Source organism: Streptomyces sp. NPDC090083 (genome assembly GCF_044747445.1).
Lineage (GTDB): Bacteria > Actinomycetota > Actinomycetes > Streptomycetales > Streptomycetaceae > Streptomyces.
Window position 1 is genome coordinate 56,009 of record NZ_JBIVED010000013.1, and the last position, 14,792, is coordinate 70,800.

The window sequence follows — 14,792 nt, forward strand, 5'->3', positions numbered from 1 at the left end:
CCGGCGGCGTAAGAGGAATGGGGCGGGGAACGGCCATGATGGGACCAGCACACTCACTGTCGGGAGCGGCGGCCTGGCTCGGCGTCGGAGCCGCGACCGCGGCGGCCGGGCACCCGATGCCCTGGCCGGTGATCCTGGTCGGTGCCCTGATCTGTGCCGGTGCCGCGCTCGCCCCGGACCTCGACCACAAGGCGGCCACCATCTCGCGCGCCTTCGGACCCGTCTCCCGGACCCTGTGCGAGGTCGTCGACAAGCTCTCGTACGCCGTCTACAAGGGCACCAGGAAGCCTGGCGACCCCCGTCGCTCCGGTGGGCACCGCACCCTCACGCACACCTGGCTGTGGGCGGTCCTGATCGGAGCGGGCAGCTCGGCGGTGGCGCTCGTGGGCGGCCGCTGGGGCGTGCTGGCGATCCTCTTCATTCACATGGTGCTGGCCATCGAAGGCCTGCTCTGGCGGGCTGCGCGCGGATCCAGCAGCGATGTCCTGGTGTGGCTGCTGGCGGCGACCAGCGCGTGGATCCTCGCCGGCGTGCTGGACAAGCCGGGCAACGGTTCGGACTGGCTGTTCACCGAGCCGCACCAGCAGTACCTGTGGCTGGGCCTGCCGATCGTGCTGGGTGCTCTGGTGCACGACATCGGGGACGCGCTGACCGTCTCCGGCTGCCCGATCCTGTGGCCGATCCCGCTGGGCCGCAAGCGCTGGTACCCGATCGGGCCGCCGAAGGCGATGCGGTTCCGCGCGGGCAGCTGGGTCGAGCTGAAGGTGCTGATGCCGGTGTTCATACTCCTCGGGGGAGTGGGCTGCGCGGCGGCGCTCAACGTGATCTGAGGCCCGGTCCCGGAACCGGCGCTGGTCCACACACCGGCGCCGGATCCTGCCGCCGCGACTGTGACTGCTCAGGCCCCGCCGGAACCGCCGGGACCATCAGCCCCACCTGGACCGCCGGACACATCGGACCCGTCGGAACTCGCGCCCGCCCCGCCCCCGTAGCGCCGCTCGAACTGGGCGATGCGCCCCTCCGTGTCCACCGTCCGCGCCTTGCCGGTGTAGAAGGGGTGGCTCTCCGAGGAGATCTCCACGTCCACGACCGGGTAGGTCTCGCCGTCGTCCCATTCGATGGTCCGGTCACTGGTCGCGGTGGACCGGGTCAGGAAGGCGTATCCGGCGGCGCGGTCCCGGAAGACCACGGGGTGGTAGTCGGGCTGCTTGTCCTCCTGCATGGCTGCTCCTCCTACGACGGTGGTGCGGTTGACGGCGAAGGGGAGGCGAGGTCAGCCGTAGAGGGAGTCCTCGTCCTCGTCGACGATGTGCATCGCGGCCTCCTCGGCGGAGGCGGCGGCACCGTCGATGCCCACGTCGGTGGCGACCAGCGCGCTCTCCTCGTCCCCGTGGGCACCCTCGTCCGGTGCCACGAGCCGGCCCGAGCGGGTGTCGCCGACCTCGATGTCGAGGAGTTCGCCGTCGGTGTCCTCGGAGTCGCCGATGCCGTCGCCGTCGGACACGGCGAGGTCCGGGATCTCCTCGGCGAGACGCTGGTCGAGGGTCTCGCCGTGCTCGCGCCCGGAGGCGGTGACGTCGTCCCGTTCCACCGCCCAGGGGCGTTCCGGCGGGGACCAGCCTCGGTCGAGGGGGTCCTCGACGCCGTCGGCCACCAGGGTGTCCTCCGCGTCGAGCAGACCCGCGTCGTCCTGCACCTCGGACCCGTCGGGCTGGTAGACGTCGTCTCCCCATCCGTCGACGCTGTTCACGGATACCTCCAGGTGATGGGGACCTCCCCGTTCTCCCCCACCCTTCCACCCCTCCTTCCCCCCGCGCAACGCCACGCATCCAACCCCGCCCCGCCGAGGCGCCCCCCAAAGGGGCGCGAGGAACTGCGTGCCCAGCCCCCACGGACCGCCAGATCATCCACGGCCCGTCCGGCCCACGGACCCGCAGATCAGCCACTACCAGCCCAGCCGGCCCTCCCCACCGCCCCACAGGCCGACCGCACCCTCGACCAACCAGCTACTGCATCGACCCGCGCCCGAGCCGTCGCCCAGCCATTACAGCCCCCCGAACCCCAGTCAGCGCCCACCAGGCAGAGCGACCCGAACCCGGTCTCCGCCCACCAGGCAGACCGACCCGAACCCGGTCACCGCCCACCAACCGGAGCAACCCGTACCCCAGCCACCGCCCTACCAGCGGAGCTACCCGTGCCACGACCGCCAAAGCGCCGCATACGCTCCCTCCGCCGCCACGAGTTCGTCATGGCTGCCCAGCTCGCTGATGCGTCCTTCCTCGACGACGGCGATGACGTCCGCGTCGTGGGCGGTGTGCAGCCGGTGGGCGATGGCGACGACCGTGCGGCCGTCGAGGACGCGGGCCAGGGACCGTTCGAGATGACGGGCGGCACGCGGATCGAGCAGCGAGGTCGCCTCGTCCAGGACCAGCGTGTGCGGATCGGCCAGCACCAGCCGGGCCAGCGCGATCTGCTGGGCCTGGGCCGGGGTCAGCGCGAGCCCGCCCGAGCCGACCTCGGTGTCCAGGCCGTCGTCCAGCACCCGCGCCCACCCGTCCGCGTCGACCGCGCCCAGCGCCGCCCACAGCTCCGCGTCCCCCGCGTCGGTCCGGGCGAGCAGGAGGTTGTCGCGCAGGGAACCCACGAAGACGTGGTGCTCCTGGTTGACGAGGGCCACATGGGAGCGGACGCGTTCCGCGGTCATCAGGGAGAGTTCGGCGCCGCCGAGGGTGATCCGGCCGTCCCGGGGCGCGTAGATGCCGGCGAGCAGCCTGCCCAGGGTGGACTTGCCCGCGCCCGAGGGGCCGACGAGGGCCAGCCGGGTGCCGGGGGCGACCTCCAGGGACACCTTGCGGAGCACGTCGACCCCCTCGAGGTAGCCGAAGTGCACCCGGTCAGCGTGCACGTCCCGGCCGTCGGGGGACAGGCCGGCGTCCCCGGCGTCGGGCTCGATGTCGCGGACGCCGACCAGCCGGGCCAGCGAGACCTGGGCGACCTGGAGCTCGTCGTACCAGCGCAGGATCAGGTTCACCGGGTCGACGAGCATCTGCGCGATGAGGGCACCCGTCGTCAGCTCGCCCACCCCGATCCAGCCCTTCAGGACGAAGACCCCGCCGAGCATCAGCACCGAGCAGAGCACGGTGACGTGCGTGGCGTTGATGACCGGGAAGAGCACCGACCGCAGCCAGAGGGTGTAGTTCTCCCAGGCGGTCCACTCCTTGACGCGGCGCTCGGAGAGGGCGATGCGCCGTTCGCCGAGCCGGTGCGCCTCGATGGTGCGGCCGGCGTCCACGGTCTCGGCGAGGGCCGCGGCCACGGCGGCGTACCCGGCGGCCTCGGAGCGGTAGCCGGACGGTGCCCGCTTGAAGTACCAGCGGCAGCCGATGACCAGCACCGGTACCGCGATCAGCACGGCAGGAGCGAGCGGCGGCACGGTGACGACCAGCCCGCCGAGCAGCAGCACCGCCCACACCACACCGATGGCCAGTTGCGGCACGGCCTCGCGCATCGCCTCGGCGAGCCGGTCGATGTCCGTGGTGATACGGGACAGGAGGTCGCCGGTGCCCGCCCGCTCCAGGACGCCCGGGGGCAGGCCGACCGACCGTACGAGGAAGTCCTCGCGCAGGTCGGCCAGCATCCGTTCGCCGAGCATCGCGCCGCGCAGCCGCACCTGCCGGGTGAACACGGCCTGGACGGCGAGCGCGACCACGAACACCCCGATGGTCAGGCCGAGATGAAGCTGCCGCGCCCCGTCCGACACCCGCTCGACGAGATCGCCGAGCAGATAGGGGCCGACCATCGAGGCGATCACGGCGACCGTGTTCACGGTGATGAGGAGGAGGAAGGCACGGCGGTGCCGTCGGAACAGTTCGGACACGTAGGCGCGTACGGTCGCGGGGGCGCCGACCGGCAGGGTGCTCGCCGTGGTCGGGGCCGCCGGGTCGTAGGCCGGGGGCGCCACGCCGATCATGCGCTTTCCTCGATTTCTTCCAGTGCGCTCCGCAGAGCGGCTTCGTCGTCCAGGTCGTTGTCATCGCCCAAGGCGCGTCGAAGCGAAGCCTCGCCGTTGTCCGATGTGCGTTGGAGCGGAGCCTTGCCGTTGTCCGATGCGGGTTGGAGCGGCGCCTTGCCGTTGCCGGACGCGTCCCGGAGCGGAACCTCGCTGTTGTCCGACGCACGCCGCTGCGAACCCTCGTCGTTGTCCGACGCGTCTCGGAGAGTCGCCTCACCGTCGTCCAACTCGCCCCGCAGACCGCCCTGTTCACCGTCTTCACCGTCCAGGTCGCCACGCGAAGCCGTCTCGTCCTCCGTCTCCCGCGTGACCACCGCCCGGTACCGAGGCTCGCCCCGGAGCAGGTCGCGGTGTGTGCCGACCGCGACCGCCTTGCCCTTGTGCACGAGCACGACCCGGTCCGCGTGGTCCAGGAGCAGCGGCGAGGAGGTGAATACCACCGTGGTCCGGCCGGTCCTCACCTCGCGTAGACCGTCGGCGATCCGGGCCTCGGTGTGGGAGTCGACGGCTGAGGTCGGCTCGTCCAGGACGAGGACCTCCGGGTCCGTGATCAACGACCGTGCCAGGGCGAGCCGTTGGCGCTGGCCGCCGGAGAGGGAGCGTCCGCGTTCGGTGATGCGGGTGTCCATCGGGTCCTCGACGCCGAGCGAGCCCTGCGCGAGCGCCACCAGCACGTCCCCGCACTGCGCGGCGGCCAGGGCCTCCTCCGCCCCGACCGCACCCGAGGCGGGCACGTCGAGGAGTTCGCGCAGCGAACCGGACAGCAGCACCGGGTCCTTGTCCTGGACGAGGACGGCGGTGCGGGCGGAGTCGCGGGGCAGTTCGTCCAGCGGTACGCCGTCCAGGAGCACGGAGGCGCCCGCCTCGGCGGGGTGTCCGCCGAGCCGTTCCGCGAGCCGCCCGGCCGCGTCCGGGTCCCCGCACACCACGGCGGTGAGCAGGCCGGAAGGGGCGAGCAGTCCGGTGTCGGGGTCGAACAGATCTCCGCCAGGCAGCTCGGCGGCACGCGTTCCGACGGTGTCGGTGACCCGCTCCAGGGAGAGCACACGCGCGGCGCGCCTGGCCGAGGGCCGGGAGAAGGAGTACGCCATGGCGATCTCCTCGAAGTGGCGCAGCGGGTAGGACATGATCATCACCGCGCTGTAGACGGTGACCAGTTCACCCACCGTGATCCGGCCCTGGCGGGCCAGGTGCACGCCGTACCAGACGACCGCGATCAGCAGCAGCCCCGGCATCAGCACCTGGAGCGCGGAGATGACCGCCCACATCCGGGCGCTGCGCACGGCCGCGTGGCGGACCTCCTGGGAGGCGCGGCGGTAGCGGTCGAGGAACAGTTCCTCGCCGCCGATGCCACGCAGCACCCGCAGTCCGGCGACGGTGTCGGAGGCCAGCTCGGTGGCGCGGCCCGCCTTCTCGCGCTGGATGTCGGCACGCCGGGTGGCGCGGGGCAACAGCGGCAGCACGGAGACCGCGAGGACGGGCACGCCCACGGCGATGACGACACCGAGCGCGGGCTCGTACACGTACAGGCCGACGCACACGATGACGATCGTCAGCGCGGCGGCCAGGAAGCGGGAGAGCGCCTCGACGAACCAGCCGATCTTCTCGACGTCACCGGTGGACACGGCCACGACCTCGCCGGCCGCGACCTGCCGGGTCAGGGCCGAGCCGAGGTAGGCGGCCTGGCGGGCCAGCAACTGCTGGACGCGGGCGGCGGCGGTGATCCAGTTGGTGACGGCGGCCCGGTGCAGGAAGGTGTCGCCCACGGCGATGCCCGCTCCGCACAGCAGGAGGAGGCCGCCGGTCAGGGCCAGCCGGTTCCCGGAGCGGTCGACCACGGCCTGCACGGCGAACCCCACGCAGAACGGCAGTGCGGAGACCGACACGAAGTGCAGCAGCCCCCAGGCCAGCGACTTGAACTGTCCACCGAGCTGATTCCGGCCGAGCCACCACAGGAATCGGGGCCCTGAGCGTGCGTCGGGCACACCCGGGTCGGGATACGGAAGGTCTTGAATCTGCATGACGTCCCAGTGGATCTTGTTCAGGCGGAAAGGGGGATCAGGGGGTGGGCGGACGGGGAGGCGAAGGAGGGGCCGGAGGATGGGGACTGGGGGATGGGGATTGGGAATGGGGGAACCGCTGAGCGCGGCGACACACCGCGAGCGGAGTTCGGCAACAAACCGTGAAAGGTTCGCGTCGCAGCGTGCTCGGAAGCAAGCGGTTTTCCCGGCCAGGGGTCGGAACCGGCGTTCACCCATCAGGGGTGAGATGTCCGTGACCTCACGTGATGGCGTGGAATGCGATGTGACCATGGCCCGATGCAGAGTGGCGGCACACGACGTGCGACGGTCGCGATGGCGGCTCTCGGTTCCCTCCTGACGATGACGACCCTGTCCGCGTGCGGACGCGCGCACACCGGACACCCCGGCGGTACGGAAGGGAGACCCGGCGCTCAGGCGACCCACCCGAGGCCGGCCGTCACCCCCGCCGCCCCGACCCGCATCCCGGACGTGGGCGACCGGCTCCAGCGGGCCCTGCCCGCCGACACGACCCAGGTCCTCACGGTCTACGGCGACGGCAAGGACTCCCCGAACTCCACCGCCGTCCTGTTCACCAAGAACGGGTCGACCTGGGAGCGGACCGCCGAGTGGCCCACGCACAACGGCAAGCGGGGCTGGACCACCGACCACCACCTCGGCGACGAGCGCAGCCCGGTCGGTGTGTTCACGCTGACCGCCGCGGGCGGTGTCCTCGACGACCCGGGCACGGCGCTGCCGTACACGCAGGACGAGTCGTTCGAGGCGCCGCGCGACTGGGACGAGTCGCACTGGCACGACTTCGACTACGTCATCGCCATCGACTACAACCGCGTTCCGGGCACCCCGCCCGACGACGCGGAGCAGCCCTTGGGCGAGGACAAGGGTGGCGGGATCTGGCTGCACCTGGACCACGGCGGCGGTACGTCGGCCTGCGTCAGCATGTCCAAGGACGCGATGGAGTACCTGCTGCGGACCCTCGAACCGGCCCGGCATCCCGTGGTGCTGATGGGGGACAGGGCGGACCTCAAGGGGTAGAACACCGCCCATGAGAAGCCGGATAGTCATGTCCATGCTCGTCGGAGCGACCCTCCTGGCGAGCACCCTCCTCGGAGCGGGCCCCGCTCAAGCGGCCGTGGCGAAAGCCCGAGTGCCGGCTGTGAAGGCCCAAGTGCCAGACGCGAAGACCCCGGTGGCCACCGCGAAGCGCCAAGTCGCCGACGTCCCGGCCGAGTTCGGCACCGACTGGCACGACCCCCTCACCGCCGCCCCACCTGTCGCCAGACCCGCGGCGAAGTCCTGCCAAGTCACCCTCGCCGAGGCCGAGTTCCGCGATTTCACCCCGTACAGGGGGACGTACGAGCCGCCCACGGCGTGCGGTGACCGCTGGAGCAAGGTCGTCCTGCGGCTGGACGGAACGGTCGCCGGCCGGCAGTACGACCGGCTCGGCTATCTGCACGTCGGCGGCGTCGAGATCCTCCGCACCTCCACCCCCGAGCCCTCGCCCGACGGCATCAAGTGGTCCGTCGAGAAGGACGTCACGCGCTACAGCGCCACCTTCCGCAGCGCACAGGACGTCGAGATGCTCATCGGCAACGTCGTCGACGACACCTACACCGGAGTCATCGGAGTCAAGGCCACGCTGACGTTCTACGAGGGCAGCCCCCCGGCGGCACAGACCCCCGACCGCGTCCTCACCCTCGCCGCCGACGCGACACTCACCACTCCGCGCAACACCGAACGCATCGTCGCCGAGGTCTACGCCACCGGCTCCGGCGGCGGTTGCGAGGAGTTCTGGTATCTCGCGGTGCCCGGCTCGGCACCGTACTCCTGCCAGGCCGACAAGGGCCCCTACCGCGAGGTGCAGATCAAGGTCGACGGTCAACTCGCGGGCATCGCGGCCCCGTTCCCGAACGTGTGGACCGGCGGCTGGTCGAATCCCTTTCTCTGGTACGTCGTTCCGGCCCCGCGCGCCTTCGACGTGAAGCCGATCACGTACGACCTCACCCCCTTCGCCGGGCTGCTCAACGACGGCCGTCCGCACCGCATCGACGTCTCCGTCGTCGGAGTGCCCGAGGGGCAGAGCGGGTGGAGCGCGCCGGTGAACGTGCTCGTCTGGCAGGACGCGCGGCGCGCCCACGTCACCGGGAGACTCACCCTCGACAAGGCGGGCGTACTCGCCAACTCCGCGACGTACACGCCGGGTTCGGAGGAGCGCGTGGACACCGACGCGAGCCATCGGCTGACCACCGCCGGTTACGTCGACACCTCGCACGGGCGGGTGCGGACCACCGTCGACCGCACGCTCGCGAACACCTCCGTGCACCGCTGGACCGACGGCGAGAACATGGACGCCCTCGACGCGACCTGGACGGACGACGAGTCGGTGACCGTAGCCGGGCGGGGACCGGCGCGGACGACGGCCACGCACCGGACGTACACGATGAACGGCGCGACGACGATCGGGTCGGACGACCGGCTGCGTACCGTTCTCGCGCTCGGCGACCGGGCGGCGGTCGTCGAGACGAGGGACGGGCGGCGGGCCGGGTGGTCGCGGCTCGACGACACCTACTGCGGGGACGCGACGTACACGCTGAACGTGCCCCGCGACCAGCGCCACGCGGTCGGGACGTCCAGCGAGCGCTACCGGCTGTACGGCTCGGGCGGCTGCTACGACCGTTCGCTGGCGACCGTGCAGGGGGTGCTCACCGAGGACCGCGGCGGCTGCTGACCCGCTGTGCGTGCGATGCGTCACTCGGGTGCGTGATTTACACGGCCGTCACACGGAGGTTTTCCGGACGATCAACAGCGGCTCCAGAGTGGCCACTTGGAAGCCGCTTTCCGTATCGCAGAAGTAACCCCCCTCGATCGACTTCCGCGAGCGACCGTCCCCCCTCAAGGAGTGCCCGTGCCGCCGTCCGTCCCGCCTCTGCCGCGACGCGTCGCACGCATACTGCGTACCTCACTCTTCGCGCAGGTGGCCTGCGCGCTCGTCCTCGGCATCCTCGTCGGGAAACTCTGGCCCGACCTGGCCGCGGACCTCCAGCCCCTCGGTGACGGATTCACCCGGCTCATCAAGACGATCATCTCGCCGCTCGTGTTCTGCGTGGTCGTCGTCGGCATCGCCAAAGCCGGTGACCTCAAGGCCTTCGGCCGGATCGGCCTCAAGGCGCTGATCTGGTTCGAGGTGGCCAGCACCGCCGCCCTGATCATCGGGCTCGTCCTCGCCAACGTGGTCCGGCCCGGCTCCGGCATGCACGTCGACCCGGCCACCCTCAACACCTCGGCGGTGGACGCGAAGACGGGCGGCGCCGCGCTGCCCTCGACGACCGAGTTCATCGTCGACGCGCTGCCCACCAGCTTCGTCGGCGCCTTCGCCGAGAACTCGCTCCTCCAAGTCCTCATCCTGGCCTGCCTGGTGGGCGCCGCGCTGCTCCACCTCGGCCACACCAAGGTGCCGCAGGTGCTGCCCGCGATCGAGCAGGCCCAGGAGATCGTCTTCGCGATCGTCGGCTTCGTCATGCGCCTCGCGCCGCTCGCCGTGTTCGGCGCGATGGCCGTCCTGGTCGGCCAGTACGGCCTCGGCGTCATGAGGACCTACGCCAAGCTGATCGTCCTCTGCTACGTCGCCGCCGCACTCTTCCTCGCGCTGCTCGCCGTCGCGCTACGACTGGTCACCGGGCTCAGCCTGTGGAAATTCCTTCGGTACATCCGCGAGGAGATGCTCCTCGCGCTCGGCACCGCCTCCACCGAGTCGGTCATGCCGCGCGTGATGCAGAAGCTGCGCAGGGCCGGCGCCCGGGACGACGCGGTGGGCCTGGTCCTGCCCACCGGCTACTCCTTCAACCTCGACGGCGCCTCGCTCTACCTCTCCATCGGCACGCTGTTCATCGCCCAGGCCGTAGGCGTCGACCTCGGCCTCGGCCAGCAGATCACCGTCGTCCTGGTGCTCATGCTCACCAGCAAGGGCATGGCCGGCATCCCCGGCTCGGCCTTCCTCGCCCTCTCGGTGACCGCGTCCTCGCTCGGCGCGATCCCGGCCGGCGCGGTCGCCCTGCTCCTCGGCGTGGACCGCATCATGGACTCGATGCGCGTCGTCACCAACCTCCTCGGCAACTGCGTCGCCGTCTTCGCGGTGTCCCGCTGGGAGGGCGCGCTGGACATGGAGCGGGCCAGGAGGGTCCTCGACGGCGAGCTCACGGACGCGGCGGAAGAGACCACGCGCGACGACCGGGACGAGCCGAAGCTCCCCGCACCACTCGTCAAGGAGACTGCCCCAGACCTCCGTTGAGGCTGATCGCTGCGGGCCGTGACTCCCGATCCGTCGCTACGGCGGCGTGGTCGCGGCCCGTCCTTCCGCCGGCACGGTGTCCTACGCGCCGTTGCCCGGGAGGCCGACCGGGTACTCCTGGCCGAAGTCGGCCGAGCGGCTGACCGCCTCCCAGGTGGCCGCCTCGGCGAGCTGGCCGCGCGAGTAGGTCTCCGCCATCTCGACGGCGCCGGCGCCCAGCAGGAGATGCGAGGGAAGGTCCGGCTCCTTGACGATGCGGACCAGGATCTCGCCGGCCCGCTTCGGGTCGCCCGCGGCGGTCACGGAGCTGTCGAAGAGGCGGACGAGCGCGCCCACCGTCTCGTCGTAGTCCGCCGGGACGTCCGGGATCCGCATGGACGAACCGGCCCAGTCGGTCGCGAACCCGCCCGGTTCCACGACGAGGTACCTGATGCCGAACGGCGCGGTCTCGGCCGCGAGGACACGGGTGAAACCGTCGACGGCGAACTTCGCCGCCTGGTACGACCCCAGCCCGGGCGTCCCGCCGACCCGGCCACCGATGGACGAGAACTGTACGACCGTGCCCCCGCCCTGCGCCTTGAGGATCGGGAGGGCGGCCGTCGAGACGTGGTAGACGCCCCAGAAGTTCGTGTCGAACTGTCGGCGGAAGTCGTCCTCGGGGGTCGTCTCGACCGGGGAGACGTTGGCGTACCCGGCGTTGTTGACGACGACGTCGATCCGGCCGAAGCGGTCGACTCCCGCTTGCAGAGCGGCTGTTGGGGCGGACCGGTCGGTGACGTCGAGGGCCACGGGCAGTACGCGGTCGCCGTGTTCCTTGACGAGATCGTCCAGCTGCTCCGGCCTGCGGGCGGAGGCGACGACCTGGTCGCCCGCCTCCAGGGCGGCGACGGTGAGATTGCGGCCGAAGCCGCGGGACGAACCGGTGATGAACCATGTCTGCGTCATGGATTTAGCAAAACACTGTTTCGTTATTAGTGCAACCGGGTTGCGCTATGCTCTGGGTCATGAGCACGCCCGTTCCCCAGCGCGCCCGCAGCGCGGCGGCCAAGCAGCAGCGCGAGCAGGCGATCCTCGACGCCGCCCGTTCCCTCGGCGCCGAACGCAGCGTGCGCGAGGTCACGCTCACGGACATCGCCGCCGCCGTGGGCATGCACAAGTCCGCGATGCTGCGGTACTTCGAGACCCGGGAGCAGATCTTCCTCGCGCTGACCGCCGAGGGCTGGCGCGAGTGGTCGGCCGAAGTGCGGTCGCGCACGGGGGAGTTCACCGCCGGTGACCCCGAGGCCGTCGCCGCCGTCATCGCGCGCACGCTGGTCGCACGGCCGCTCTTCTGTGACCTGCTCGCTCAGGCGCCGCTGAACCTGGAGCGCAATGTCTCGCTGGAGGCGGCGTACGCGTTCAAGACCGTCGCGCTCGGCGAAGTCGCGGCGCTGACCACGGAGTTGTGCCGACTGTTCGCGATCGACGAGCAGGCGGCCGTCGACGTGATCGCCACGGCCACCAGCATGGCCGGGGCGCTGTGGCAGATGGCGGCACCGGGGACGCGACTCCGTGAACTGTACGAAGCCCGGCCCGAGTTGGCACATGCGCGGGTCGACGTCGAGCCCCAACTGACGCGCATCCTCGCCGCGTTGCTCATGGGGCTGCGCGCCGCGCCGACGGATCGCTAGGGGCGCCGCTCACGGCTGCTGCTCGCAGTCGCTGCTCACGGCGTCGGTGTCTCGTGCCGCTGCCGCGTACTGGCGAAACGGCTGCGGTAGTGCGTCGGCGTGGTGTCCAAGTGGCGGGCGAAGGCGCGGCGGAGGGTCTCGTCGGTGCCGAGGCCGCTGTGATGGGCGGCGGAGGTCACGCTGTGGCCCTCCAGGAGGAGGTGCTGGGCGCGGTCGAGCCGGACCCGTTCGACCCAGCGGGCGGGAGTGGTGCCGAGTTCGGTGCGGAAGAGGCGGGTCAGGTGCCGGGGGCTGACGGCGACGGCCGCCGCCATCGTGGGCAGGCTGTGGTCGGCGGCCGGATCGGCCAGCACCGACGCGATCAGGGACCGCAGCGGATCGGTACGCGGTGGCGGAGTGGTCGTCGCGGTGGAGAACTGCGACTGCCCGCCCGGGCGTTGCATGAAGACGACCAGTTCTCGCGCGATGTCCCTGGCCACGTCCGCTCCGTGGTCGTCCTCGACGAGGGCCAGCGCCAGGTCGATGCCGGCGCTGATGCCCGCGGACGTCACGAAGCGCCCGTCCCGGACGTGAAGGGCGTCCGGCTCGACACGCACCCGGGGGTAGCGGCGGGCGAGCGTCGCGGCCTGCCGCCAGTGCGTCGTGGCCGACCGGCCGTCCAGCAGGCCGAGTTCGGCGAGGACGAAGGCCCCGGTGCACACGGACGTGACGCGGGCGGCGCGCTCGGTGAGGGCACGGGCCACGGCCAACAGGGCTTCCTCGGCGGGCTGTTGGGCCAGCCGGTCGCCCCCGGCGACCACGACCGTGTCGACCTGGCCGGCCTCGGCCGCGGTCACCGTGCCACTCAGGGCCAGTCCGTTGGCGGCGGTGACGGTGCCGCCGTGAGGGGAGACCAGCACGAGTTCGTAGGGGTGGCCGAGCTTGCCCGACTGGTGCAGGACCTCGGCGGGGCCGCTGACATCGAGCAGGGTGACGCCGTCGAAGACGAGGAACGCGACGCGGTGTCTCATGCCGGGAGGCATGTCTGAATCTGTGGTTCACCTGGCTCTGAGGACATGGTTCCAGCGTACGCCGACGACGAAAGTGGAGGCACAGGACATCGAGCCGCACGACGTCGATCCGCTTGGGGCGGCATCGGGTCGTACGGCACCGAGGAGAGGCAGGAACGATGAGCGAAGTGATCGCAGGCGTGGAGATCCCGGACAGCGCCCTGACGCGGGAGGCCACCGAGCTGGTGCGCGAGGCCGCGTCGCCGCTGCTGTTCGACCACTCCCGACGGGTGTTCCTCTGGGGAGCCCTGCGCGGCCGGGACCAAGGGCTCGACTACGACCCCGAGCTGCTCTACGTCGCCGCGATGTTCCACGACCTCGGGCTCACCGAGACGTACCGCCGCACCGACCAGCGCTTCGAGATCGACGGCGCCGACGAGGCCCGCCGCTTCCTGCACGCCCATGGCGTCACCGGAGAGCCGGCCGACCGGGTCTGGGCGAGCATCGCGCTGCACACCACGCAGGAGATCCCCCTGCACATGTCCGCCGAGATCGCCCTGGTCAACCGAGGTGTGGGACTCGACGTCGTAGGCATCGACTACCACGCCGTCACCGACGAACAGCGCGCCGCCGTCGTGGCGGCCCACCCCCGCCCCGACTTCAAGAACGGCATCCTCGCCGCCTTCACCGAGGGCATCAAGGACCGCCCCGAGACCACGTTCGGCAATATCAAGGCGGATGTACTGGAGCACTTCGTGCCGGGGTTCGTACGGGGGGACTTCGTCGAGCTGATCAAGGGGTCGGACTGGGGGGAGTGAGGGGGAGCGAGGTGGAGCGAGGGGGTGGGGTTGCCGGGCGCCGTGGCTACGGCGTGGCCTGGCTCGGCGGGCAGCGGGCAGCGGGCAGCGGGCAGCGGGCAGCGGGCCAGCGGGCCAGGGGGCCAGCGGGGCAGGTAGGTCAGCGGAGCAGTGCGGCAGCGGGGCAGACAGGTCGGCGGGTCGAATAACCGCCGCGCCGATCGATCCCGGGTCGGACGGTGCGCGGGCCGGGTCGGTGGACCGGCAGGGCAAGTAGGTCTGCGGGAAGCCGAGTCGGCAAGTCGCCAGGGCAGCCGCCGGTCGGCTGATCAGCCGGTCAGACAGCCTCGCGCGCCAACGGCTCGGCCGCCCGACACGCCCCCGCGTCAGCGGGACCCACCACCCCCACACCCCTCCGGCGCCGCATGCTCCCCGTGCCCTCCATGCCCTCCGTGCCCTCCGTGCCCTCCATGCTCCTCCGCCACCCCGTCCACCAACGTGTCGAGCAACGTCCGCAACACCGCCCGCTCCACATCCGTCAGCGGCGCCAGGATCTCGTCCGCCGCGCTCCGCCGCACACCCCGGAGCTCGCGTAGCGCCTTGCGGCCGTCGTCCGTGATCTCGATGCGGATCACCCGGCGGTTCGACGGATCGGGCGCCCGCCGCACCTTGCCGCTCGCTTCCAGGCCGTCGACCAGCGTGGTCACGGCGCGGGGCACCACCTCCAGCCGCTCGGCGAGGTCGGCCATGCGGGGCGGGGAGTCGAAGTGCGCGAGGGTGCGCAGCAGCCGGGACTGGGCGGGCGTGATGCCGAGGTCGCGCTGCTCCAGATGGCGCTTCTGGATGCGGTGCACCCGGCGGGTGAGCCGCAGCAACTGCTCCGCGAGCAGGCCGTCGGAATCCGGGGTGGTCATACGGGAACAATATCAGGACCTGGTTCATTGTGAGTATAGGTAACAATGAGCTATGCTCCATCAAGTCTCATTGCTTCACCGGC

Annotated in this window: 13 protein-coding genes; 6 read left to right on the plus strand and 7 right to left on the minus strand. The window is 71.3% G+C overall.

Annotated elements, in window-relative coordinates; genetic code table 11:
- Positions 1–35: 35 nt before the first annotated feature.
- Positions 36–830, plus strand: coding sequence for a metal-dependent hydrolase (locus ACIPTO_RS34990; RefSeq protein ID WP_366320579.1), 795 nt, complete (start codon positions 36–38; stop codon positions 828–830).
- A 68-nt stretch (positions 831–898) separates the two neighbouring features.
- On the opposite strand, the gene ACIPTO_RS34995 is transcribed toward ACIPTO_RS34990, so the two are convergent.
- The 4 genes from ACIPTO_RS34995 to ACIPTO_RS35010 form a co-directional block, all read right to left on the minus strand.
- The gene (locus ACIPTO_RS34995) at positions 899–1,222 is read right to left on the minus strand and encodes a type B 50S ribosomal protein L31 (RefSeq protein WP_401198767.1); all 324 of its coding nucleotides are present in this window, start codon (positions 1,220–1,222) and stop codon (positions 899–901) included.
- 51 nt (positions 1,223–1,273) lie between these two features.
- Positions 1,274–1,750, minus strand: a complete 477-nt coding sequence (locus ACIPTO_RS35000; protein WP_401198769.1) for a DUF5709 domain-containing protein — start codon at positions 1,748–1,750, stop codon at positions 1,274–1,276.
- A gap of 438 nt (positions 1,751–2,188) precedes the next feature.
- Positions 2,189–3,970: an ABC transporter ATP-binding protein gene (locus tag ACIPTO_RS35005; protein ID WP_401198771.1), complete on the minus strand. Its 1,782-nt coding sequence runs from the start codon at positions 3,968–3,970 to the stop codon at positions 2,189–2,191.
- Positions 3,967–6,033: an ABC transporter ATP-binding protein gene (locus tag ACIPTO_RS35010; protein ID WP_401198773.1), complete on the minus strand. Its 2,067-nt coding sequence runs from the start codon at positions 6,031–6,033 to the stop codon at positions 3,967–3,969. Before ACIPTO_RS35010 ends, ACIPTO_RS35005 begins: the two co-directional genes overlap by 4 nt.
- Positions 6,034–6,330: 297 nt before the next feature.
- On the opposite strand from ACIPTO_RS35010, the gene ACIPTO_RS35015 reads away from it, so the two are divergent.
- The 3 genes from ACIPTO_RS35015 to ACIPTO_RS35025 all read left to right on the plus strand — a co-directional run bounded on the left by ACIPTO_RS35015 (position 6,331) and on the right by ACIPTO_RS35025 (position 10,339).
- Positions 6,331–7,086, plus strand: a complete 756-nt coding sequence (locus ACIPTO_RS35015; protein ID WP_401198775.1) for a L,D-transpeptidase family protein — start codon at positions 6,331–6,333, stop codon at positions 7,084–7,086.
- Positions 7,087–7,096: 10 nt separating this feature from the next.
- Positions 7,097–8,779: a peptide-N4-asparagine amidase gene (locus tag ACIPTO_RS35020; RefSeq protein ID WP_401198777.1), complete on the plus strand. Its 1,683-nt coding sequence runs from the start codon at positions 7,097–7,099 to the stop codon at positions 8,777–8,779.
- Between the two features lie 177 nt (positions 8,780–8,956).
- Positions 8,957–10,339, plus strand: coding sequence for a cation:dicarboxylate symporter family transporter (locus ACIPTO_RS35025; protein ID WP_401198779.1), 1,383 nt, complete (start codon positions 8,957–8,959; stop codon positions 10,337–10,339).
- An 81-nt stretch (positions 10,340–10,420) separates the two neighbouring features.
- On the opposite strand, the gene ACIPTO_RS35030 is transcribed toward ACIPTO_RS35025, so the two are convergent.
- Positions 10,421–11,284, minus strand: a complete 864-nt coding sequence (locus tag ACIPTO_RS35030) for an SDR family NAD(P)-dependent oxidoreductase (protein WP_401198781.1) — start codon at positions 11,282–11,284, stop codon at positions 10,421–10,423.
- Positions 11,285–11,343: 59 nt separating this feature from the next.
- On the opposite strand from ACIPTO_RS35030, the gene ACIPTO_RS35035 reads away from it, so the two are divergent.
- Positions 11,344–12,009 carry a TetR/AcrR family transcriptional regulator gene (locus ACIPTO_RS35035; RefSeq protein ID WP_401198783.1) on the plus strand — a complete coding sequence of 222 codons (666 nt, stop codon included), beginning with the start codon at positions 11,344–11,346 and terminating at the stop codon, positions 12,007–12,009.
- Between the two features lie 35 nt (positions 12,010–12,044).
- Here ACIPTO_RS35035 and ACIPTO_RS35040 read toward each other — a convergent pair whose 3' ends face one another.
- Positions 12,045–13,019, minus strand: coding sequence for a GlxA family transcriptional regulator (locus ACIPTO_RS35040; protein WP_401198785.1), 975 nt, complete (start codon positions 13,017–13,019; stop codon positions 12,045–12,047).
- Positions 13,020–13,177: 158 nt separating this feature from the next.
- Between ACIPTO_RS35040 and ACIPTO_RS35045 the strand changes: the two genes are divergently transcribed.
- On the plus strand, positions 13,178–13,816 hold the full coding sequence (locus tag ACIPTO_RS35045) for an HD domain-containing protein (RefSeq protein ID WP_401198787.1): 639 nt from the start codon (positions 13,178–13,180) through the stop codon (positions 13,814–13,816).
- A gap of 365 nt (positions 13,817–14,181) precedes the next feature.
- Here the strand turns inward: ACIPTO_RS35045 and ACIPTO_RS35050 are convergent, their stop codons facing one another.
- Complete coding sequence (locus tag ACIPTO_RS35050) at positions 14,182–14,709, minus strand: MarR family winged helix-turn-helix transcriptional regulator (protein ID WP_401198789.1); 528 nt, start codon at positions 14,707–14,709, stop codon at positions 14,182–14,184.
- Positions 14,710–14,792 lie beyond the last annotated feature (83 nt).

Excerpts from the sequence above, each read along its gene's own strand:
- ACIPTO_RS35035 (WP_401198783.1), top strand. The coding sequence starts at position 11,344 with ATGAGCACGCCCGTTCCCCAGCGCGCCCGCAGCGCGGCGGCCAAGCAG.
- ACIPTO_RS35030 (WP_401198781.1), bottom strand. The coding sequence starts at position 11,284 with ATGACGCAGACATGGTTCATCACCGGTTCGTCCCGCGGCTTCGGCCGC.
- ACIPTO_RS35050 (WP_401198789.1), bottom strand. The coding sequence starts at position 14,709 with ATGACCACCCCGGATTCCGACGGCCTGCTCGCGGAGCAGTTGCTGCGG.
- ACIPTO_RS35010 (WP_401198773.1), bottom strand. The coding sequence starts at position 6,033 with ATGCAGATTCAAGACCTTCCGTATCCCGACCCGGGTGTGCCCGACGCA.
- ACIPTO_RS35020 (WP_401198777.1), top strand. The coding sequence starts at position 7,097 with ATGAGAAGCCGGATAGTCATGTCCATGCTCGTCGGAGCGACCCTCCTG.
- ACIPTO_RS35015 (WP_401198775.1), top strand. The coding sequence starts at position 6,331 with ATGCAGAGTGGCGGCACACGACGTGCGACGGTCGCGATGGCGGCTCTC.
- ACIPTO_RS35040 (WP_401198785.1), bottom strand. The coding sequence starts at position 13,019 with ATGAGACACCGCGTCGCGTTCCTCGTCTTCGACGGCGTCACCCTGCTC.
- ACIPTO_RS34990 (WP_366320579.1), top strand. The coding sequence starts at position 36 with ATGATGGGACCAGCACACTCACTGTCGGGAGCGGCGGCCTGGCTCGGC.
- ACIPTO_RS34995 (WP_401198767.1), bottom strand. The coding sequence starts at position 1,222 with ATGCAGGAGGACAAGCAGCCCGACTACCACCCCGTGGTCTTCCGGGAC.
- ACIPTO_RS35045 (WP_401198787.1), top strand. The coding sequence starts at position 13,178 with ATGAGCGAAGTGATCGCAGGCGTGGAGATCCCGGACAGCGCCCTGACG.
- ACIPTO_RS35005 (WP_401198771.1), bottom strand. The coding sequence starts at position 3,970 with ATGATCGGCGTGGCGCCCCCGGCCTACGACCCGGCGGCCCCGACCACG.